Origin of the sequence: Sorangium sp. So ce887 (genome assembly GCF_051521455.1) — a bacterium.
In the GTDB taxonomy this organism is placed as follows: domain Bacteria; phylum Myxococcota_A; class Polyangia; order Polyangiales; family Polyangiaceae; genus Sorangium.
This window is the reverse complement of record NZ_CP150354.1, coordinates 3,751,187-3,773,163: the sequence shown is the minus strand read 5'-3', so window position 1 is coordinate 3,773,163 and position 21,977 is coordinate 3,751,187. Positions and strand designations below refer to the sequence as shown.

Genomic DNA, 21,977 nt, shown 5'->3' with positions numbered 1-21,977 from the left:
CTCCTTGGGGGGAGGAAATCCAAACGTCTCGGAAACGTCAAGCCCCAATCGCGGGACCTGCCCCGGGTCGACAGTACCTTTTCTATGCGAACCACCGCTCTCCTGAAAAGGCGACGCTCTCTCAACAGGAAGCTCGGCGCGCGGCAGCTCGACGACACGATTGAAGGAGAGCGTCCCGTCCAAAAGGGACACAGCGACGAGTGAACCTTCGAGCCGAGCAGCCCGATGCGCGCGCTTGACAACCAATAAGCGACAGCTTATACGTAAGGGATGCAGAGCGCGGCCGTGGCCGAGGACAAGATCTTTCAGGCGCTGGCGGACCCCAGCCGCAGGGCGATCTTCGAGTCGCTCACGCGTGGCGAAGCGGCCGTGAAGGAGCTCACGGCGCGCTTCAACATCTCGCAGCCGGCGGTCTCGCAGCACCTCGCCACGCTGAAGGACGCCGGCCTGGTGAACGGCCGGCGCGAGGGGCGCTGTGTCTACTACCGGGTGGAGCCGCGCGGGATGAAGCCGCTCATCGACTGGATCGCGCACTACCGGGCCTTCTGGACCGAGCACGTCGATCGCCTTGAACAACTGCTGGAGAAAATGGACGAATGACTCCCACGGACAGGACCGCACAAGCGCAAACCGTCGATGCTCGATGACATGATGACGAACATGACCTCCCAGAACCAGCACTCCGCAGACAGCCACGACCTGATCCGCATCCAGGGCGCCCGGGAGAACAACCTGAAGGACGTCAGCGTCGAGATCCCCAAGCGGCGGCTGACCGTGTTCACCGGCGTCTCGGGATCGGGCAAATCGTCGCTTGTGTTCAGCACCATCGCGGCGGAGTCGCAGCGGCTGATCAACGAGACCTACAGCGCGTTCGTGCAGGGATTCATGCCGACGCTGGCCCGGCCCGAGGTCGACGTGCTGGACGGGCTGACGACCGCGATCATCGTCGACCAGGAGCGGATGGGCGCCGACCCCCGCTCCACGGTCGGCACCGCCACCGACGCCAACGCCATGCTGCGCATCCTCTTCAGCCGCCTCGGCAAGCCGCACATCGGCTCGCCCAACGCGTACTCCTTCAACGTCCCCTCGGTCCGGGCGAGCGGCGAGATCACGGTCGAACGCGGCGCCGGCAGCAAGGCCGTGAAACAGACATTCACCCGCGCCGGCGGCATGTGTCCTCGCTGCGAGGGCCGGGGCTCGGTCAACGACATCGACCTGTCTCAGCTGTACGACGACAGCAAGTCGCTCAACGGGGGTGCGCTCACGATCCCCGGCTTCAGCATCGACGGCTGGTACGGCCGCATCTTCAACGGCTGCGGCTTCTTCGATCCGGACAAGCCGATCCGCAAGTTCACCAAGAAGGAACTGCACGACCTGCTCCACAAGGAGCCGACGAAGATCAAGGTCGACAACATCAACCTGACGTACGAGGGTCTGATCCCGAGGATCCAGAAGTCGTTCCTGTCCAAGGACGTCGACTCGCTGCAGCCGCACATCCGCGCCTTCGTGGAGCGGGCGGTCACGTTCACCACCTGTCCCGAGTGCGGCGGCACCCGGCTCGGCGAGGCCGCCCGGTCCTCCAAGATCAAGGGCAAGAACATCGCCGATGTCTGCGCGATGCAGATCAGCGACCTGGCCGAGTGGGCGCGCGGTCTGGAGCAGCCGTCCGTCGCGCCGCTCCTCGGGGCGCTGCGCCACACGCTCGAGTCGTTCGTGGAGATCGGGCTCGGCTACCTCAGCCTCGATCGGCCGTCCGGCACGCTCTCGGGCGGTGAGGCGCAGCGCACGAAGATGATCCGCCACCTCGGGTCGTCGCTCACCGACGTGACCTATGTCTTCGACGAGCCGACGATCGGGCTGCACCCGCATGACATCCAGCGGATGAACGACCTTTTGCTGCGGCTGCGCGACAAGGGCAACACCGTCCTCGTGGTCGAGCACAAGCCGGAGACGATCGTGATCGCCGACCACGTCGTCGACCTCGGCCCCGGCGCCGGCACCGCGGGCGGCAAGGTGGTCTTCGAGGGCACCGTCGACGGGCTGCGGGCGAGCGGCACGCTCACCGGGCGTCACCTGAGCGACGGGGCCTCCCTGAAGCCGTCGGTGCGGAAGCCGTCGGGTGTGCTGAAGGTGCGGGGCGCCCGCAGGCACAACCTGAAGAACGTCGACGTCGACATCCCGCTCGGCGTGCTGGTGGTGGTGACCGGCGTGGCGGGGTCGGGCAAGAGCTCCCTCATCCACGGCTCGGTGTCGGGTCGAGACGGGGTCGTGTCGATCGACCAGAGCGCGATCCACGGCTCGCGGCGAAGCAACCCGGCGACGTACACCGATCTGCTGGAGCCGATCCGCAAGGCGTTCGCGAAGGCCAACGGCGTGAAGCCCGCCCTGTTCAGCGCCAACTCGGAGGGCGCCTGTCCGACCTGCAACGGCGCCGGGGTGATCTACACCGACCTCGGGATGATGGCCGGTGTCAGCACGGTCTGCGAGGAGTGCGAGGGCCGGCGATTCCAGGCGTCGGTGCTGGAGTACCGGCTCGGCGGGCTCCACATCGCCGAGGTGCTCGACCTGCCCGTCGAAGACGCGGTCGCCTTCTTCGGCGCCGGCGAGGCGCGTACGCCGGCCGCGCACGCGATCCTGCAGCGCATGGCCGACGTGGGGCTCGGCTACCTGCGGCTCGGCCAGCCGCTCCCCACGCTGTCGGGTGGCGAGCGGCAGCGGCTCAAGCTCGCGACGCACATGGGCGCCGACGGCGGCGTTTACGTGCTCGACGAGCCGACCACCGGGCTGCACCTCGCCGACCTCAAGCAGCTGCTCGGCCTGCTGGACCGACTTGTCGACTCCGGCAAGTCGGTCATCGTGATCGAGCACCACCAGGCGGTGATGGCGCACGCCGACTGGATCATCGACCTCGGGCCGGGCGCGGGCCACGACGGCGGGCGGATCGTGTTCGAAGGCACCCCGGCCGACCTTGTGGCGGCGAGGTCGACGCTGACCGGCGAGCACCTGGCGGCGTTCGTCGGTGGCGTCGTCAAGCCCAAGAAGGCGCCGGCGCGAGGCAACGGGAGTACGCGGCGCACCTAGCGCCGCAGCGTGCGTACGTGCTCAGTACCGCTCGCTCTCGCTCTGCGGCACCATCGGCAGCGCCGGCGCGCTCTCGCCGTTGATCGTCGTGCCGCCGTTCATGAACGCGCCGGCCATGCGCAGGAAGCCGGCGGGGAAGTCGAGCACCGGCGCCGAGAGCGCGTCGAGCGCGGCCACCTGATCGGGCGCGAGCTTGACCGCGAGGGAGTTGAGGTTGTCGTCGAGCTGCGCCAGCGTGCGCGCGCCGATGATCGTGGAGGTGACGCCCGGCCGGGCCACCACCCAGGCAAGCGCCACGCGCGCCGGCGTCGTGTCGAGATCCCTGGCGATCTCGACGAGCTTGTCGACGATCTCGTACGCCTTGTCGGTGAGCGCGGAGAGCACGAAGGGGCCGCGATCGGACCTGTGCTTGCCGGCGTTCTCCCGCGTGTACTTGCCGGAGAGCACGCCGCTCTTGAGGGGCGACCAGGGCGTGACGCCGAGGCCCAGCTCGCGCGCCATGGGGATGAGCTCCCCCTCCACCGTGCGCTCGAGGAGCGAGTGCTCGATCTGCAGCGCGATGAACTGCGCCCACCCGCGGAAGCCCGCCAGACCGTGCGCCTGCGCCACCTTCCACGCCGGCGTGTCGGAGACGCCGACGTAGCGGACCTTGCCGGCCGCCACGAGATCGTGGAGGGCGTGCACGGTCTCCTCGATGGGCGTGTTCTTGTCCCAGACGTGCATCCAGTAGAGGTCGATGTAGTCGGTCTGCAAGCGGCGCAGCGACTGCTCGCACTGCGCGAAGATGGCTTTCCTCCCGGCGCCGCCGCCGTTGGGGTCGCCGAGGTAGAGGTTGGCGGTGAACTTTGTGGCGATCACCGCCCGGTCGCGCTTGCTCGGATGGCGGCCGAGGTGGTCGCCGATGATCTTCTCGGAGTGGCCCTTGGTGTAGAAGTTGGCGGTGTCGATGAAGTTGCCGCCGCGCTCGATGAAGCGATCGAGGATCGCCTCGGACTCCTTGACGCTGGATCCGAAGCCGAGGTCTTCGCCGAAGGTCATGGCGCCGAGGCACAGGGGGCTGACGCGCAGCCCGGAGCGGCCGAGGGTGACGTAGTGGTCGAGGTTCATCGTGGTTCTCCTGGGGGCTCCGGCTGAAGAGCCCTTGCTGGACCCCACCGTGCGCCCGTGCCGGCGTGCAATCTTGGAGGAAACGGCCAGGACGGGGCCGGGAGGGTTGATGGCGGCCAGAGGCGAGCGCACGATGGCATCGTGCTGGGATCGATCGAACAGGCCATCGCGCGGCGCGCCTCGTCCCCGGAGGTCGGCGCGCCGGCGTCGCGTGCGCTCCGCAATCTCGTCGTCGCCGTTCGCGCCATAACGCCGCCGGTCACGAGCCTCGACCTGCTGCCCGATGGCACGACGTCGCTGGTTTTTCGCCTCCACGACGCCGACCGCGCCGACCTCGTCGTCCTCGGGCCTCAGACGCGGGCCGTGTACAAGCGCGTGTCGCGCTTCCTGCTCGCGGTGCAGGTGGTTTTTCGACCCGGCGGCGCGTACCCCTTCTTCGGTGTGCCGATGGACGAGCTCGCCGATCGCCTCGTCCCGGCGCGGGATCTCTGGGGCCGACGCGCCGACGCCCTGCTCGATCAGCTTGTGGCGATCGGAGCCGGCGTCACGCTGGACCCCACGCGCGCTCGCCTGGACGCGATCGAACGCGCCCTCGAGGACCGCATGCTCGGTCCCGACGTGTTCGAGCCCGCATCGGCGGCCGTCGCGCGCGCCGCGGTCCGGAAGCTCTCGCTCGGAGGGATCACCGTGGAAGAGGCGGCGAGCGCGCTCCACGTCAGCCCGCGGAACCTGCGACGCGCCTTCGTGGCGACCGTCGGCGTCTCGCCGAAGCAGTACGCGCGCATCACCCGCTTCCAGCGCGTCGTCTCGAACGTGCAGGTCGCCCGCGGGTCGTGGTCGGAGGTCGCCCTCGCGAGCGGCTACTGCGATCAGCCGCACCTGGTCAGGGAGTTCCGCGAGCTCGCGGGGCTCTCGCCGGTCGCGTTCATGAAGCGGCGCTCGACCCCCGAGATCGAGCGCACGCGCTAGTCGATGGCGCGACCGCGAGGACGAGCATCCCACCGGCACGTCGGACCGCCGCCGCCAGGCGCATGCGGAGTGGTCTTTGGACGCGAGCTCGTCACGAGTGTTCAGGCTCTCGCCCCGAGAGCGCTCAGGCTTTGAGCTCCGTGAACTCGCCCGGATCGTGGATCGTGGCGCCGGCGACCGCGCCCTTGCCACCGATGAAGTCCTCCGTCCTGTCGGAATAGCCGAACTTTGTCACTTCCGCGGAGCCACCCTTCGCAGGGAAGCCATCCGCACCCGCCTTCACGCCCATGGCGTTCATGATGTTGCAGAAGTACTTGTTGATCGGCGCGTTGGCGACGCTCGGATCGGTTCCGGTGGCCTGAGTGACGCCGTTGGCCTCGCCCGTACCGTCGGCGCACTGCGCCATACTGTTGCCGTTCGTCGGGGTCCACGCGGGGTCGACGTTGATGATCTGGCCGGTCTTGAAGTAACCGCCGGCGCTACCGGCTTGAAGGATCGGAGCGTTGTTGAGGTTGTGCGCGTTGCCGTCCGACATTTCGCTGAACCAGATGACGGCGCTGTCGTCGAGGACCGTCGTCCCGTTCTCCTGGGGGATGCTGTCGAGCATTCCGACGAGGTTCGCGAACTTCTGCGCGTAGTAGGCGTCAATCTGCAGGAGCCACTTGATCGCGTCGGGCAGGCAGTCGCCTAGCATGCCTGCATTGTCGAGGCGGTGAGAGAGGGAGTGCGACTCCGTGGTGATGCCGAGCCCCGCGAAGACGTAATTTGCCGGATATTTCAAGAAGATCACGGGGTTGACGTTGCAGGCGGCCGCGAGCGCTGCGATGGCCGAATAGATATCCGCTCCATCCAGATCGCCGGAAACCTTGGTCGTGAGGGCGTCACTGCCCGGGACAGGCGCCTCCACGCTGGAGGCGTTCGCCGCCGTCGCACCGAGCCTCTCGGCGAGCTCCGCGTTGCACAGCGCGGGAACCATCACATCTCCTGTCGAGCTGAGGAGCTCCTTCCAGGCTTCGAGCTTCTGCTTGTCGGCCTTGCTCATGTCGAACCGCTCGAGCGTCTGCAGATCATCCTTCACGAGATCGAGGATGCTCTTGCCGCGAATCGCCGCGTAGGTGTCCGGGTTCATCGGCGTCCCCGTGTGGAAGAGGCCCGTGAGGCCGCTGAAGGCCTGCGACGCGTCGAGGCCGTTGTACATGACCTCGGCGGCGGAGTAGGAGATCGCCGACTGAGGGTGTTGACTCTGGCCGGCCATGTTCAAGAGCAACGGAGCGCCTTGCGGGCTGAGCTGCTGGGCCATGACGTGATCCAGCGAAGGACCGACAGGCATTGCCTTGAACTTCGTCGCCCCGTCGAAGCTGAACGGGTCGTTGCTGTTCGGGGTGATCGGCTGGCAGCTGAAGAACGACCCTACGGTCTGTGTGTGGGGGTCGTTCCCCTGTCCACGCACCCTGTTGACGGTCCACTCGTTCATCGAGCGGATGCCGCGCGGCATGAGGAGCTTCTTCGCATGGGGAGCGAGGGGCGCGAGGCTCGTCGGCGTGAGGTCAGCAGCCGTGAGCTCACCCTGGGTCTTCGCGGGAAACCAGTTGTTCGTGATGCACCCATAGTGCGTGAACATCACGATAAGCGACTTCCCAGGTGCAGGGGTGTCGCCCCTTGCGGTGCGCTCCCACACGGAGCTGAGGAACGGCGCAGCCAGGACGGCTCCGCCCATGCCACGAAGGAAGATCCTTCGGTTCAGCACCTTGCTCATGTTCGACGTTCCTCAGCTTTCATGACGTTTCACGGACTCAGAGGTCCGCCCTCCTCGGCATTGTCCGCGATGGTGCCGGTGCAGCCAGCGAAGAGAGGTGCTGAGGTGCGAAACTTATTGCACCGATGTACGACAGGTGCCTTGGCGTTCGCATGTGTATGCACCTCTTGTGCCTGGTCTATGCCCGGTCCGTGTCGAAATGATCACGAGAACGAACCAACAAGCTCGATGCACGGTGACCAGCGTACCCGAGATCACCGACCCGGCCGACGCGGAGACGGCGACCGAGCTCGCGGTGCTCTCGGCGGTGGCGCATGGCAAGGGGCCGAACGGGCTCACCGTGGTACAGGCGGCGCTCGTTGCCCTCGGCCGGCTCGACCAGGAGCACGCGATGGTCTATTTTCAGCTCATCTGGAACGGGTTGCGTGAGCCGATGCGGCAGGCTCTGAGGGCATTGGTCATGGAGCGGCAGACCTAAGACGAGGCGACTTTTCCCCAGGCCGCAGCGACCGTGGAACGTATCGTCCCAAAGAGAGTGGAGGAGCTTCAGATGTTCGAGTACATCCCTGCTTGGCCGCATGGCAGGTTACGGATCGCGTTTCCCGAGATCTTCTTCGTTATCGGTACGAACAAGACACAGCATGACGGCGTCGGGATCCAGACCAGTCGGACCATGGTCGTCGTGCGTGAGGACGGCGCGCTGACACTGCTGAACACGGTGCGGCTCACGGAGGAAGGGTTGCGCGACCTGGAAGGCCTCGGAGAGGTCCGAAATGTGGTCCGGCTCGGCGCCTTCCATGGTCGCGACGATCCATTTTATCGCGATCGCTACGGCGCCACGCTGTGGACCTTACCTGGTGCAGAGCCTCTCGACGGTCGAGGCCCCGATCGAGAGCTCGCCTCGGGTGGAGCGTTTCCAGTACGCACCGGCGAGGTCTTCGTCTTTTCGTCGGCACGTTTCCCCGAAGCGGCGGTGCTGCTACACCACGAAGGCGGGATCCTGATCACCTGCGACGCCGTTCAGAACTGGACGCACATCGATGAGTTCTTCTCTCCCCAATGCGGTGAGCTGTTCGCGGAGCAAGGGCTGATCCGCGCCGCGAACATCCCATCCACCTGGCAACTCGCGTGCCACCCGGATGTCGACGACTTCCGCCGCCTGCTGGCGCTGCCCTTCCGGCACCTGATCAGCGCGCACGGAGAGCCGCTGCGCGACGAAGCCCACGCACTATTGCAGGCGCGCACGGACGAGGTCTTCTCGGCGTGAGGTCGCATCGACTCACGATGGCGTGGTATGCTCCCGAATTCGCGGAGGTCACATGACAGCGTCAGGACTCAAGATTCGACCGGCCAGAGCGGAGGACGCTGCTCGCCTCGATGAGATACGTCGAGCGGCGTTTGCTCCTGTATTCGCGTCGTTCCGCTCGATCCTGGGCGACGAGATCTATGCTGCGGCCCAGGCGCGCGGGGACGAAGCTCAGGAGGGTCTTCTGGCTTCCATGCTGACAGCGGGGTCACCCTGGGAGCTGTACGTGGCAGAGGTCGCCGATGACGTCGTTGGATTCGTCTCCGTGCAGCTCAACCACGACACGAAGGTCGGAGAGATCGGGTTGAACGCAGTCGACCCGGCGCACGCCGGCAAGGGTCTCGGCACCGGAATGTACGACTTCTCGATCGGTCGAATGAAGGAAGCCGGCATGAAGGTCGCCACGGTGGGTACGGGTGGGGACCCGAGCCATGCGCCCGCGCGACGCGCGTACCAGAAGGCAGGGTTCTCCGTCGAGATTCCCAGTGTCTGGATGTGCCGGATGCTGTGATCGCGCCGCGGGCGGCATTCGCGTCTCGTTGCGCGCCTGAGGCCTGCCCGGGCACGGCTCGTCAGGGGCCCGCCTGAGCGGGGCCGGGCTCGGGGCCAGCAGCCCCAGGTCAGATCCAGGTCAGATGTCGACGAGGACGTCGAACCCGCCGAAGATCATGCGCTTTGCGTCGAAGGGCACGTCATCGCCCATCTTCATGCGCGGGTCCTCCATCACCTTCTTGTTACCCTCGTCGCGAGCCTCCTTCGAGGGCCAGACGATCCACGAGAAGACGACGACCTCGCCCTCTTCCGCCTTCACCGCGCCCTTGAAGTCGGTGATCTTGCCGTCAGGCACGTCGTCGCCCCAGCACTCGACGACGCGCGTCGCCCCGTGCTCCTTGAACAACGCCGCGGCCTTCGCGGCCAGATCGCGATAAGCCTGCTTCTTGCCCGCGGGCACGGGCACAACGAAACCGTCAACGTAGCTCATCGTGGTTCTCCTCTCGCTCTGGCCCGCTCCGGACGGGCCGCCGCCTCGAAGCCGCCCGGCGGGGGGCGCCGACCGGATCGAGGTTCTGGGGTGATGCCCCACCCGATTGCAGAAGGCAACCATGGGAGCTCGCCGGCGAGCGGCCCGACGACCTTGCCGTGATTGCCTCCCGCCGGACCGCGGTGCAGCGCACGCTCGGCCGCTTCGCGGCGCAGGCGCCGACCCCGCTGGGGCTCCTGGGGGCCACGTCGCGGCCTCTGTCGCGTCCGCCCGCGATGCCCGCCCGCGTTCCTCGCCCGCGATGATAGAGTCGCGCGATGAGCCGCCGGGTCACCAACGACGGGACCGGGACCCTCCAGATCCACTTCGCCTTCGATCGCAGGCTGGTGGAGGTCGTGAAGTTGCTCCCCGCCCGCCGCTGGAATCCCGAGCAGAAAACCTGGTGGGTCCCGGAGACGCACGTGGTCGCGGTGGTGGACAGGCTGCACCTCGAGGGTTTCGCCTTCTGCGAGGTGACGCAGCGCCTCTACCGGGAACGCGGCGGCGCCCGCGCCCTCGACGAAGCGCCCGTCGCGCCGGTCCGCACCGCCGAGCCCATCCGCTCCGATGCGCCGCGCGACATGATGGCCCCCCGGCCAAGCTCAGCCACCCAAGCCACCCCAGCCGCCTCCGACTTCACCGTTTCGCAGCTCAACGGAACGGTCCGCGCCGCCCTCGAAGCAGCGTTTCCAGCCTCGATCTGGCTCGTCGGAGAGGTCTGCAGCTACAACCGGGCCGCCCACAAGAGCACCGTCGGCTTCGAGCTCGTCGAGCGCGACGCTCATGGCAAGACGATCGCCGAGATCAAGGCAACCCTCTTCGACCGCGCTCGCTCCGAGATCGAGCGGCGGCTCGCCGCGGCGGGCAATCCGTTCCAGATCGAGGACGAGATCCAGATCCGCGTGCGCGGGCGCGTGGAGCTGTACGTCCCGTGGGGATCGTACCGATTCATGGTCGAGGATCTCGACGTGGGCTACACGCTCGGCGAGGCCGCCCGGCGGAGGGACGAGATCCGCCGCCGGCTCGCCGAGGAAGGGCTCCTCGAGCGCAACCGCTCCCTCCCCTTCCCCACCCTGCCACTCCGCGTCGGCCTCGTGACGAGCCTGGGCTCGGACGCCTACAACGACGTGCTCGGCACGTTCAAGGAGTCAGGCTTCGCGTTCCGCGTCGTGGCGCACGGGGTGCGTGTCCAGGGGCGGCAGACGGAGCCATCGGTCCTGAACGCGCTCGACTATTTCCGGGCGCATGCCGCGGAGCTCGACGTGCTGCTGATATGCCGCGGCGGCGGCTCACGCACCGATCTCGCCTGGTTCGACTCCGAGCCGATCGCCCGGGCGGTCGCCACATTCCCGCTCCCCGTGGTGGTCGGGATCGGCCACGAGAGAGACATGTCCGCGCTCGACTTCGTGGGCTGGCGCGAAAAGACCCCGACGGCCGCGGCCGCATCCCTCGTCAACCGGGTCTCGGACGCGAGGGATGTTGTCGAATCGTCCCTCCTGAACATCCTCGACCAGGGCCGGCGGGTCCTCCGGTCCGCCTCATCGGATCTCACCCGCGGGGCGGCCCGGGTCCCGCGCACCGCGTCGCTGCTCATCGCGCGCCGAGCGGGCCAGCTCCAGGAAGCGGTCCGCCAGCTTCGCCAGGGAGCGAGGCGCGATCTCGACGCCGCCTCGCATCACGTCGGCGAGATGGCCTCTCTCCTCGGCCCGCGCTCCTCCCGGAGGCTCGCGCTCGAGTCCGAGCGCGTCGATTCGCGCGGGCGGCGCCTGCGCCTCCTCGACCCGCGGCGCGTGGTGGAGCGGGGATACGCGATCCTGCGCACGGAGGCGGGAACGGTGCTCACCGACGCCGCACGCGCGCCCCGCGGGACGACGCTCACGGCCGAGCTGAAGCAGGGTGTGCTGCGGCTTCGCTCGGACGGGTCGGAGGAGAACTAGGACCATGGCAAAGCCGAAGCGCGAGAGGAAGGAACCGTCCACCGGGAGCACGGCAAGCCCGCAGGGCGCCACGAAAGAGCGCTCCTATGGAGAGGCCTCGTCGCGCCTCGAGGAGATCTTGCAGGACATCGAGGAAGGTCAGGTCGACATCGATGAGCTCTCCGCGCTCGTGAAGGAGGCGGCAGATCTGGTGACGCTTTGTCGCCAGAAGATCCATGCCGCGGAGGTCCAGGTGAAGACCATCACCGAGCAGCTCGAGCGCGAGGCCCCGGCCACCACAGACGAAGAGGAAGAAGAAGACGACGACGAGGACGAGTAGGCGGCCGCGCGGCCGCGCGGCACGTCCGGCGTAATCGCCCGGCCGAGGGCGTTGTGACGGTCCCTGCGGCGCCGGTTACCCGTCCCCATCGCGACGAAGGAGGAAGCGATGGCGATGAGGGCGGTACCCTCCGGCCGTCTCGGCCTGAACGGATGATCCGTAATCTGGGCGTCCTCGCCCCGCCGCCCCTTCCAGCATGTATAGCGGAACTGGCGCGATGATACGATGATAAATCGCGTCCCCGGTGCGATCGTCGCCTCCGTCATCCGCGCAACACGCGTGGTGAAAGGGAGAGAGACGATGCGCGTATTGCTGACTGGAGTGGGGACTCGCGGTGACGTGCAACCGGTGGTGGCCTTGGCCGCCGAGATGCGGCGTCGGGGGCACGACGTGAGGCTGTGCGTTCCGCCGAACTTCATCGACTGGGTGGGCAGCCTGGGCTTCACGGCGGCCCCGATCGGGATCGCGATGCGTCAACCGAGCGGGGTTGCCGGCACGCAGGCCTCCCTGCCGACGCCGGAGCAGATCCGCGCGCTGGTCGAGCACCTCGTGAGAGACCAGTACGACGCGACCGCGTCGGCCGCCGAGGGATGCGACGTGATCGTGGCCGGCGGAGCGCACCAGTACGCCGCACGGTCCATCGCGGAACGGCTGGGGATCCCGTCCGTGGTCGCCGTGTATGCGCCGGTGACCCTGCCGTCGCCGGATCATGGGCCCGACGGGGAGCCCGGGGGCGACCCGGAGTCCAACCTCCGACGCTGGCAGGATGAATCGCGGAGCTGGAACGAGCGCGTTCTCGAGCGGCTCAACGAGAATCGGGAGCGACTGGGCCTGGGTCCGCTGAGCGATGTCCTCAGTCACATCCTGGGCGAGAGTCCGTGGCTCGCGGCGGACCCGGTCCTCGGGCCGCTGCCGGCGACGCCCGGCCTGCAGGCCACGCAGACGGGCGCCTGGCTCCTTCCCGACAAGACGCCGCTCGTACCCGAGCTGGAAGCGTTCCTCGCCGCCGGCGAGCCGCCCGTCTACGTCGGCTTCGGCAGCATGCCTGTGGACCCGCAGGCCGGCCGCATCGTCATCGAGGCCGTGCGGGCTGCAGGGCGCCGCGTCGTCCTGTCGCAGGGGTGGGCCGAGCTCGGTCGGGTCGACGACGCCTTTGACGGCATCGCGATCGGCGACGTCAACCAGCAGGCGCTGTTCCCGAGGGTCGCCGCGGTGGTGCACCACGGCGGGGCGGGTACGACCACGACCGCGGCGCGCGCGGGCGTCCCGCAGGTGATCGTCCCGATGTTCTCCGATCAGCTTTACTGGGCCTGGCGCGTCCGAGCGCTCGGGATCGGGACGTCCATGGCTCGTGGAGCGCTGAACGCGGCGTCCCTCCTGGCCGCGCTGAAGGGCGCCCTCGATCAGGGGGTCGCGGCTCGCGCGGGCGCGCTCGCCGGCACGGTGGCGGAGGATGGCACGGCCGTCGCTGCCGAGCTCATCGAGCGGGCCGCCGCGTGAACCTCGGGTACCCGGGCTCGGGGCGGCCCGACCCAGGTTGGGGCGACCCGACCCGGGTTGGGGCGACCCGACCCAGGTTGGGCGACCCGACCCGGGTTGGGCGACCCGACCCAGGTTGGGGCGGCCGGCGGCCCGACCCAGGTTGGGCTTGCGGGGGGCAGCCCGACCGAGGCTGGGCTTGCGACCCAGGTTGGGCTTGCGGCACGTCCGGCCGCAGGCCGGCCGCAGCCCGACCCAGGTTGGGCTTGCGGCGCGTCCGGCCGCAGGGCCGGGCGACCGGCCCCTGACGGGTGACACTACGTAAGGTTCGGCAGGTACAGATCTGCCTGCGAAATGACACTACGTGTGCCCATCCGTTCACAGATCTGCCTGCGAAATGACACTACGTGTGCCCATCCGTTTACAGATCTGCCTGCGAAATGACACTATGTGACCCCCGGTAGCCTCACCCCAGGCTCCACGGACGCGACCCGACCCAGGTTGAGGGCCCGGACGCCGCCAGGAGGTCTCCGTCCCCGGCCGGTCGCCTACGTCGCTCGGGCAGAGGACACGCCCCCTGCAGGCGAAAGCGGGCAGGAGATCCCGGGCGCGGTAGCCGGATCGTACGTCATCGCCGGTCGCGGGTCGCGGCGGCGCGTCGGTCAGGGCAAGGCGGTGGTGACCACGTCCTTCGTGGTCGCGGTGCTCTGGCCGGGGCGGTCGACGCAGGACGGGTAGTACTGGCCGGCACCGTTGAGGGTCTGGCAGACCCGGTCGCATGGCCCGGCGATGCGGATCACACCGCACTCCACGATCTGGTCCCCGGAGGTCAGGTGGCCCGCGGCGCAGTCGCGCTGGTAGGCGCGCGAGTTGTTGACCGTCGCGCTGTTGTAGCAGGCGTTGAGGTAGGGCTGCGCGGCGAACAGGTTGCCCCAGAAGGCCCCCTCGACGTCCGGATAATCGATGAGCTCCTGGCTGGAGGAGAGCGTCTTCAGCGGAGTCCGCAGCGAGCGGGCGGAGAGGACGACCGGTACTTGATAGTAGTTCACGCGCGCCGCCACGCAGCTGGTGACCATGCGCTGCCCGAGCTCGTCGAGCGGCCCGCTCGCCCAGGTGGGCGCGACGCCGAGCAGCCCTGGGTAGCTCTCGCTGTGCATGTTGCCGCTGGAGTCCGTCCACGAGAAGTCGAAGGACGCCGCGCTGCTCAGGGCGCAGTTCGTCGCATAGCGCACGAACTCGCGCGCCAGCGTGCCGTTCGGCCCGGGATCCTGGATCGTGGCGAGGTTCTGCGCGCTGAGACCATTGAGGTTCAGGGCGTTGAGGTTCAGGGCGTTGAGGTTCAGGGCGTTGAGGTTCAGGGCGTTCGCGCTGAGCGCATTGCCGCCCAGGAGGGCCCCCTGGGATTCCCCCACAAGCTCATCCCGCGCACCGGTGTCCCCCACCTCGGCGATGCAGCCCGACAGCGCCCCAGCCCAACCAAGCACGATGAATGTCCGCTTGAGAGACATGGATTCCCCCCTGTTCCTGGCGCATGACCCGGCGGCTCCCTGCGCGCAGCGCGGCGCGCGCGGGCCCACCAACCACCTCCCTCGATTCGCTGATGAGTTAATATTCTACTTTTTCCCGCACTGCCGCGCCGGTGAAAGGCGATGGTGCAGCGGCAAGGTGGGTGTCCGGAGCGTCCGTTTCTGTCAGCTTCGTCAGCTCCGCGTGCCAGCGACGGAGGCGACCGCCCATGACGGTCGGAATGGTGGCGGCGGCCGCGAGGGCGCGCTCGATCTGCGCCCGGGCATCGACGTGCCGGCCGCGGCGGAGAGAGGCGAGGGCCCGTGCCTCGAGCACCTCGATCCGCTCCTGCCCTACCGAGCAGCGCGCGGACCGCTCCTCGAGCGCGGCCCACGCGGCGCCGTCGTCGTCGCGGGTCGCGAGCTCGATCATCGCGCAGAGCACGTCCTCCGAGGGCTTCAGCGCCTCGCAGCCGGCTTCATCTTGCGCCGCGCGGAGCCCCAGGGCGAGCCCGCGAGCGCCCGCCTCGTCGCCCTGGTAGAGGCGCAGGCGCGCGGTCAGGAGCGCCACGGCGATCGACGCGTGGCGATCGCCGCAGCGCGGCGCTGTCGCCTGGACAGCGCACGCATGGGGCGTCGCGGCCGCGAAATCGTCCATCAAATACAGGTACTCGGCGAGGTTGTAGCGGCCGACGAGCTCGAGCGCGGGCTGGCCGAGGTCGTGCCCGAGCGCGATGGTGCGCTCGAAATCGGCGATCATCCCGGCGCGGTCGCCCTGGAGGGCCCGCGCGAGCCCGCGGTTGTTGAGCGCAGCGCCGAGGTGCATGAGATCGCTGCGCTCCTCGCAGCTGAGGATCACCGCGTCCAGGTCCCGTGCCGCCTCCTCGACGCGGCCAAGGCTGGCCAGGATGAAGCCGAGAAGGAGCCGGGCGATGAGGTGCGTCTCGTGCCCCTCGTCCCCGAGCCGCGCAGCTTGCGCCGCGGCGCGCGTCAGCACCGCGGCGGCCTCGTCCTCGCGGTCGACGCGGTGGAGCGAGCGGCCCACGCCGAGGAGCAGGCGGGCGCCGAGCAGGGGTGAGACCACCCGGTCGGCGAGGCGCTCGGCGGCCGCGACCCGCTCGCTCGCGGCCCGGTACTCGCCTGTCCAGTCGAGGATCATCGCCTCATCGAGGAGGAGCTCGATCTCCGCCCCTGGCTCCGACGCCGCGGCCGCCTCGTCGCGCGCCGCGGCGAGGTCGGCGAGGGCCTCCGTGTAGCGCCCGAGCCGGAAGCGAGCGAGGCCCCGCGCGCGGCGCGCCGCGGGGAGCAACGCGCCGAGCAGCGCCTCGACGCGCCCGTAGCAGACCTCGGCGTCGAGGTAGGCCCGGCGCGCGGCCGCGAGCTCGGCGCCGCGGACGAGGAGCGACGCCGCCCGGGCGGTCAGGCCGCCGCGCTCGCAGTGCGCCGCGAGCACCAGCGGATCGGTCTCGCCCGCGGCCTCCAGCCAATCGGCGGCGAGGCGGTGGCCGAGCGCTCGATCGTCCTCGGTGAGCTGCGCGTAAGCGCCCTCGCGCAGGAGCGCCTGGCGGAAGGAGTACGCCTCCTCGCCGGGGAAGCGGCCCTCGCGGTGACGGACGCAGAGCTCCCCGGCGACGAGCGCGGAGAGGTGATCCGCGAGCGGAGCGGCCTCGCCGCCCCCGAGCAGGTGCGCGACGGCGCCTCGCCAGAACACCTCGCCGAGCACGCTGGCGGCGCGCAGGATCCGGCGCGCGGGGGGCGAGAGCGCCTCCAGCCGAACCTGCACCATCGCCACCACCGTCTCGGGCAGCGCGTCGCCCCGGCCTTCCGCCGTCGCGCGGATCAGCTCCTCGAGGAAGAAGGGTTGGCCCTCGGACTGGGTGACCAGACGATCGATGACGGCCCCGTCGGCCGCGTCGCCCAGCGCCTCCCGCGCGAGCCGCGCGCACGCCGTCGTCGAGAGCTGCCTGAGGCAGAGCTCCTGCCGCCCGTGCTCGGCCCAGAGATCGGGGTACGCCTGCTTGATCTCCGGGCGCGCGGTGGCGAGCACGACGAGCGGCTGGTCCGCGAGCTCGCGCAGCGCCGTGTCAATGGCCGCGACGGAGGCGCGATCGGCCCAGTGCACGTCCTCCAGCGCGAGCACCACCGGCTGGGCCGCGCACTCGGCGCGCAGGAAATCGCGGAGCGCGCGCTGCATCTGGTCGCCGAGCAGCTCGGGATCCTGCCGGGCGGCGCGGAGCGGGAGGCTGTCCTCGTCGGGGAAGGGCACGCCGGCGAGCTCGCCGAGGAACTCCTCGATCCGGCGCCGATCCGCCTCGGGCACGCGGCGGGCGACGCGGGCCCGGAGGAGCGCGCGCCGCTCCTCGATGGGCTCGCCGCCCTTGATCCCCGCCGCGCCCCGGAGCGCCTCCGCGAGCAGGCCGCCGATGGATCCCGCGCGCAGCGGATCCCCGAGCCCCGGCCAGATCTCCGCGGGCGCACCGGCGCGCCGGAGGGCCGCGAGGTGCTCCTGGAAGAGGCGGGACTTGCCCATGCCCGCGGCGCCGATGATGAGCACCGCCCGGGCGGCGGGCTCGCCGGCGCACGCGGCGAAGGTCTGCTCCAGCAGGCGGAGCTCGTGATCGCGGCCGAGGCAGGGCGTTGGCCTGCCGAGGAGCGGGCGCCACGGCTCGGCGGCGCCGCGCTCGCCGCGAAGCTCGAGGGCGCCGGACGTGGTGATCGCGGCCTCGAAGCGGGCCTCGATCAGCCCGGCCGTGATCTTGTCGAGGAGGATCCGCGGCGCGCCCGTGCGGCCCGCGCTCCGGAGCAGCTCCACCGCGCGCTGGATGGCGTCGCCGACCGGCAGGCCGCACCCGAGCTCGCCCCAGCCGACGGTGATCGCGATCGGGCGATCTGGGACGCGCTCCCGCAGGGCCAGCGCGCAGCGCGCGAGCTGCGCGGCGACGTCGGTGGGCACGTGCGGGCGGCCGAAGATGAGCACCGCAGTACCGTCGGCGAGCAGCTCCAGGCGCCCCTCGAAGCGGGCGGCGACCTCCCGGAGCGTGCCGTCGTCCGCGCCCACCTCGCCGACCGAGAGGGTGGCGTCCAGCGCGGAAGCTGGCGCGCGGCCCACCACCGCGACGCCGTGGAAACGGCGCTCGCTGCTGGTGAGCGCGGAGCTCGCCGGTGCCGGGATCAACCCGCCGTGGACCTCCTGCGTCGCCAGCGCGGCGTGGGCCGCGGCCCCGTCGCGCGGGCGCCGCGCCGGATCCTTCTCGAGCATCTGCGAGAGCAGCGCGTCGAGCCACAGGGGCGCGCCGGGGCAGACCTCCGACAGGCGCGGCGGCTCGTCGAAGATGATCCTGGCGAGGAGGGCGATCAGGTGATCGGCCTGGAACGGCGGGGCGCCGGTGAGGCACTCGAAGAGCACGCAGCCGAGCGAGAAGATGTCGGCGGGCGCGCCGACATCTTCGCCGCTGCGCGCCTGTTCCGGGGCCATGTACTCGGGCGTGCCGACCAGCACCCCGGCGCCGGTGATCGGGACCCTGCCCGGAAAATGGGCGATCCCGAAATCGAGGAGCTTGGGCTCCGCGATCCGGCCGCCGACGAGGAAGATGTTGGCCGGCTTGAGATCGCGGTGGACGATCCCCCGCGCGTGGGCGGCGTCCAGGGCCGCAGCGACGCGCGCCCCGAGCTCCACCGCCTCGGCGACCGTGAGCCGCCGCCGCGAGAGGAGGCGGGAGAGGTCCTCTCCTTCCAGCCATTCCATGACCAGGAAGGGCGTGTCCTCGCGCGCCGCGTTGTAGGCAATGTACCGGACGATCCCCGGGTGCGCGAGACGGGCGAGGAGCTCCGCCTCCCGCGCGAAGCGCTCGAGGTGGTGCGGCGACGGATCGTGCAGCACCTTGGCGGCGACCCGCCTTCCGGTGGTGACGTCACAGGCGCGGTAGACCGCCCCCATCCCTCCGATCTCCGCGAGCGCTTCGACGCGGAAGCGCCCCCCCAAGAGCTCCCCCGAGCGCACCCGTCGAGGATAGACGGAGAACGCGGTTCGTCCAGCGATGATCTGGATTCTGGCCGCGGTTCCTGCGCGCGCGGCGCCCCGGACGCATCGATGGTTTACCCCGATTCCGACCCAGGCCGATCATCGACCCGGGTTCATCTGGTGGACTGTTCGACGGGTCTTTCAACAGGGTCGCGGAGCGCGCGGGATTCGCCGATCTCCGCGACGAGGTTGCGCCGCAACGCGTGCTCGGGGACGCCGCGCACGTCCCACACCAGGCCGATCTTCTCGAGCGCCTTCAGCCCGTAATAGGTAAGGTCGATCTCCCACCAGAAGAACCCCTGACGCGCGCTGCTCTGGTAGTGATGATGGTTGTTGTGCCAGCCCTCCCCGAGGCAGAGCACGCCGAGAAGCGGGTTGTTGCGGCTCGTGTCGGTGGTCGCATAGCGGCGCGAGCCGCTGACATGCGCGACGGAGTTGATCGCATAGATGACGTGATGCAAGAGACAGGTCGACACGCAATAGCCCCAGAGACCCACGTCGAGGCCACCGAAGATCAGGAGCGCAGCGACCATCGCCACGATTGAAAGAGCGTGCCACCGGTCGAGCCAGCGGAGCTCCGGGTAGCGAGCGAAATCAGGGATGAGCGAGAGATTTGTCGACTCGTGCTCCCGTCCCATCCACCAGCCCATGTGCGCATACCAGAAAGAACGGCGCGTGGGGCTGTGGACGTCGCGATCGGTGTCCGAGTATTTGTGATGCACCCGGTGAGTCGACGCCCACCAGAGCGGGCCTTTCTGCGCAGCCGTCGTCGCGACGAGCGCGAGCAAAAACTGGAACGCGCGGCTCGTCTTGAAGGTGCGATGCGAGAAATACCGGTGATATCCGGCCATCATCGCGAACAGCCGGATCAGGTAAGCCACCGCGGCGAGCGCGACGAGCTCCCAGGTCACCCCCCGGACGAGGGCGAGCACGGCGCCGGCGTGGATCGCGGCGATCCCGAGGACGTTGAAGCACTGACCGGGCGTCAACCACGCGCCTCGGTCGGGGGAGAGAGACCCAACGGGTTTCGGCACTTGTTAAAGCCTGGCTGGGTGCGCGACGCTCGTCAGCGAGGTGGGCGCGCGGCACCCGGAAGGGGGGGAAATCTGGAGCGGGTGCCCTGTGAATAACACCGTCCGGGGTGCTTCGTGAACGGGATTCGATCAGCGCGCCAGCGGGGTGTAAACAATATTACGCAGCCGAGTGAGCTTCGGGAAAGGGGGACTTCCGCCGTACATGCCACGCTTCGCAGGCGAGCAAGGGGCAAAGAACGCGAGCGTCGTCGAGAAGCTCCACGCCTTCGCCGGCGAGCGACGTCGACGTGTGGGTCGCGGTCGGCTTCGAGCTCGTTCAGCTGCTCGTCATACCAGCCTCGATCTTGGCCATCACCTGTTCGAGGCTGAAGCTCGCCGGCCTCTGCCTGGCCGGGAACTCGACGAAGGTCTGGAGCATCTGGGCGACGTAGGCCTGGATCGGTACGAGCAGCCAGGCGTGGTCGAGCAACCAGTCGTAGTAGATGTTCGACGTGATGTCAGCCCGCTCGTACGGGTCTGTGCGCAGGTTGAAGATCTTCGGGACGCGCAGGTGCACATAGGGCTCGGCCCAGATCTTCAAGGTGCCGACAGCGCGCTGCTCGAGGAACACGAGCTTCCAGTTGTCGAACCGGACTGAAGTGAGGTCGCCGTCGTCGGACACGTAAAAAAAGTGTTTCCGCGGGCTCTCGGTCGCTTCGCCCGTGAGGTACGGCAGCTGGTCGTGACCGTCGAGATGCACCTTGTACGGCGTGCCGTTCAGCTCGGCCCCCGCCTTCAACTGCTCGACGATATCGGGGACTCCTGCGGCGGAGAGGAGCGTGGGGAACCAGTCGTTCTGGCTGACGATGCCAGTGAGCACGCGACCGGCCGGGATCCTGCCCGGCCAGCGCACCACGGCCGGTACCCGGTAGGCGCCCTCCCAGTTCGAGTTCTTCTCGTTGCGGAACGGCGTCATCCCGGCATCGGGCCAGGTGTTCATGTGCGGTCCGTTGTCCGTGGAGTAGATGACGATGGTGTTCTCGGCGATGCCGAGCTCGTCGAGCAGATCGAGGAGGTCACCCACGAGGTCGTCGTGGTCACACATCGTGTCGTGGTAGACCGACTGCCACCGGCCCGCCCGGCCCTTGCTTCCTGGCTTTCCGCGGGTGCGGAAGTGCATGTGGGTGCTGTTGAACCACACGAAGAACGGGGTGCCGGCCTCGTGCTGGCGCTTGATGAAGTCGATCGCCGCGTCGCGGAACTCCTCGTCACAGGTCTCCATGCGCTTCTTCGTGAGCGGGCCGGTGTCCTCGATCCGCTGGGTACCGTCGCCGTTGGCCCACGCGCGGAGCACGCCGCGCGGGCCGAAGCGCTTCTGGAACTGCGGGAAGTCCTCCGGCGTCGGGTAGTCTTCGAGCTCGGGCTCTTCTTCGGCGTTGAGGTGGTACAGGTTGCCAAAGAACTCGTCGAACCCGTGCATCGTTGGCAGGAACTCGTCGCGATCACCAAGGTGGTTCTTGCCGAACTGGCCGGTGGCATAGCCCTGGGCTTTCAAGGCCGTGGCGATCGTTGGGTCCTCGGCGCGCAGCCCGATGTCGGCGCCGGGGAGGCCGACCTTGGTGAGGCCTGTGCGGTACGGGTTCTGCCCCGTGATGAACGCCGCCCGGCCAGCCGTGCAGCTCTGCTCACCGTAGGAGTCGGTGAAGCGGACGCCTTCGGCCGCGATCCGATCGATGTTGGGCGTGCGGTAGCCCATCAAGCCGTCGCTGTAACAGCTGAGGTTCGAAATGCCGATGTCGTCACCCCAGATGATCAAGATATTCGGCTTGCTCGGCATTCGTGTCCCCTTGTTGGATTGTTTCCTGCTAGGCATGCGACACTCGGATCATGTCCGTTCCCTTCTCGCCGATCATGATGCATGCCGCGTTCGTGTTTCCGCTGACGACGGCAGGCATTACCGACGCGTCGATCACCCGGAGTCCTTCGACGCCGTGCATACGGAGTCGAGGGAGGACGGGCGCGAATGTAAAGCCCGGGTCCGGGTCGCTGCCCACAGTTATCATGAGCCGAGCGCCTGGACATCTCGTCCGTCAGCACGATCTCGATGAGGAGCGGCCCGGAGAGGGGCACCGAACCCGGGAAAACCATAGCACGACCGGTTCAACAGTGGCAGTGGCTTCACTGCCACTTGCTGTCGGCGACGGGGACGAATTCGCTGGTCGGAATCGGGCTCTCGCCGCTGTCTATGACGGTTCATTTCAGCTCCGTCACGTTCGCGCCCCGGATGAAATTGGCCCGAGACACGGCGGGGTTCGGGACGCCGTCGGTGCGACCGATAGCCTGCGTCCTCAGCGCAGCGCTCACGGGCAGACGACGAAATCCGCGATTCAACCCTCCGGACCGCGTGCGCAGAAGAGCAGGTCATGAGCGACCAGAGCGCAATCGCGTGGACAGACGCGACGT

General features: G+C 68.8%; 16 protein-coding genes and 1 pseudogene. 9 read left to right on the top strand and 8 right to left on the bottom strand.

Features of this window, described 5'->3' with window-relative positions; translation table 11 throughout:
• Positions 1–270: 270 nt before the first annotated feature.
• Positions 271–600 carry an ArsR/SmtB family transcription factor gene (locus WMF36_RS14035; protein WP_437580096.1) on the top strand — a complete coding sequence of 110 codons (330 nt, stop codon included), beginning with the start codon at positions 271–273 and terminating at the stop codon, positions 598–600.
• A 60-nt stretch (positions 601–660) separates the two neighbouring features.
• A complete protein-coding gene (locus WMF36_RS14030; RefSeq protein WP_437580095.1) occupies positions 661–3,081 on the top strand; it encodes an ATP-binding cassette domain-containing protein in 2,421 nt (806 codons plus the stop codon).
• A gap of 21 nt (positions 3,082–3,102) precedes the next feature.
• Here the strand turns inward: WMF36_RS14030 and WMF36_RS14025 are convergent, their stop codons facing one another.
• Positions 3,103–4,188 (bottom strand): aldo/keto reductase, encoded by a 1,086-nt coding sequence (locus tag WMF36_RS14025; protein WP_437580094.1) that lies wholly within the window; start codon positions 4,186–4,188, stop codon positions 3,103–3,105.
• Positions 4,189–4,329: 141 nt separating this feature from the next.
• Between WMF36_RS14025 and WMF36_RS14020 the strand changes: the two genes are divergently transcribed.
• Complete coding sequence (locus tag WMF36_RS14020; protein WP_437580093.1) at positions 4,330–5,157, top strand: helix-turn-helix domain-containing protein; 828 nt, start codon at positions 4,330–4,332, stop codon at positions 5,155–5,157.
• A 124-nt stretch (positions 5,158–5,281) separates the two neighbouring features.
• On the opposite strand, the gene WMF36_RS14015 is transcribed toward WMF36_RS14020, so the two are convergent.
• Positions 5,282–6,778 (bottom strand): DUF1552 domain-containing protein, encoded by a 1,497-nt coding sequence (locus WMF36_RS14015; RefSeq protein ID WP_437581913.1) that lies wholly within the window; start codon positions 6,776–6,778, stop codon positions 5,282–5,284.
• 370 nt (positions 6,779–7,148) lie between these two features.
• Between WMF36_RS14015 and WMF36_RS14010 the strand changes: the two genes are divergently transcribed.
• The 3 genes from WMF36_RS14010 (at position 7,149) to WMF36_RS14000 (ending at position 8,730) form a co-directional block, all read left to right on the top strand.
• Positions 7,149–7,391 (top strand): hypothetical protein, encoded by a 243-nt coding sequence (locus WMF36_RS14010; RefSeq protein WP_437580092.1) that lies wholly within the window; start codon positions 7,149–7,151, stop codon positions 7,389–7,391.
• A 72-nt stretch (positions 7,392–7,463) separates the two neighbouring features.
• Positions 7,464–8,180, top strand: a complete 717-nt coding sequence (locus tag WMF36_RS14005; protein ID WP_437580091.1) for a hypothetical protein — start codon at positions 7,464–7,466, stop codon at positions 8,178–8,180.
• 52 nt (positions 8,181–8,232) lie between these two features.
• Positions 8,233–8,730, top strand: a complete 498-nt coding sequence (locus WMF36_RS14000; protein WP_437580090.1) for an N-acetyltransferase family protein — start codon at positions 8,233–8,235, stop codon at positions 8,728–8,730.
• A 120-nt stretch (positions 8,731–8,850) separates the two neighbouring features.
• Here the strand turns inward: WMF36_RS14000 and WMF36_RS13995 are convergent, their stop codons facing one another.
• Entirely contained in the window at positions 8,851–9,201 is a 351-nt protein-coding gene (locus WMF36_RS13995) for a DUF1428 domain-containing protein (protein WP_437580089.1), read from the bottom strand.
• Positions 9,202–9,518: 317 nt separating this feature from the next.
• Here WMF36_RS13995 and xseA point away from each other — a divergent pair, with 317 nt between their 5' ends.
• The 3 genes from xseA to WMF36_RS13980 all read left to right on the top strand — a co-directional run bounded on the left by xseA (position 9,519) and on the right by WMF36_RS13980 (position 12,996).
• The gene (gene xseA, locus WMF36_RS13990) at positions 9,519–11,177 is read left to right on the top strand and encodes an exodeoxyribonuclease VII large subunit (protein WP_437580088.1); all 1,659 of its coding nucleotides are present in this window, start codon (positions 9,519–9,521) and stop codon (positions 11,175–11,177) included.
• A gap of 4 nt (positions 11,178–11,181) precedes the next feature.
• The gene (gene xseB / locus WMF36_RS13985; protein WP_437580087.1) at positions 11,182–11,496 is read left to right on the top strand and encodes an exodeoxyribonuclease VII small subunit; all 315 of its coding nucleotides are present in this window, start codon (positions 11,182–11,184) and stop codon (positions 11,494–11,496) included.
• Positions 11,497–11,796: 300 nt separating this feature from the next.
• Positions 11,797–12,996 (top strand): glycosyltransferase, encoded by a 1,200-nt coding sequence (locus tag WMF36_RS13980; RefSeq protein ID WP_437580086.1) that lies wholly within the window; start codon positions 11,797–11,799, stop codon positions 12,994–12,996.
• Positions 12,997–13,637: 641 nt separating this feature from the next.
• Here WMF36_RS13980 and WMF36_RS13975 read toward each other — a convergent pair.
• The 5 genes and pseudogenes from WMF36_RS13975 to WMF36_RS13955 all read right to left on the bottom strand — a co-directional run.
• Positions 13,638–14,483 carry a hypothetical protein gene (locus tag WMF36_RS13975; protein ID WP_437580085.1) on the bottom strand — a complete coding sequence of 282 codons (846 nt, stop codon included), beginning with the start codon at positions 14,481–14,483 and terminating at the stop codon, positions 13,638–13,640.
• Between the two features lie 97 nt (positions 14,484–14,580).
• Complete coding sequence (locus tag WMF36_RS13970) at positions 14,581–18,480, bottom strand: serine/threonine-protein kinase (protein WP_437580084.1); 3,900 nt, start codon at positions 18,478–18,480, stop codon at positions 14,581–14,583.
• Positions 18,481–18,614: 134 nt separating this feature from the next.
• The gene (locus WMF36_RS13965; RefSeq protein ID WP_437580082.1) at positions 18,615–19,433 is read right to left on the bottom strand and encodes an acyl-CoA desaturase; all 819 of its coding nucleotides are present in this window, start codon (positions 19,431–19,433) and stop codon (positions 18,615–18,617) included.
• A 418-nt stretch (positions 19,434–19,851) separates the two neighbouring features.
• Entirely contained in the window at positions 19,852–21,351 is a 1,500-nt protein-coding gene (locus WMF36_RS13960; RefSeq protein WP_437580081.1) for an arylsulfatase, read from the bottom strand.
• Between the two features lie 28 nt (positions 21,352–21,379).
• Positions 21,380–21,568 (bottom strand): annotated as a pseudogene (locus tag WMF36_RS13955) (GMC oxidoreductase); the annotation flags it as partial.
• Between the last annotated feature and the right edge of the window lie 409 nt (positions 21,569–21,977).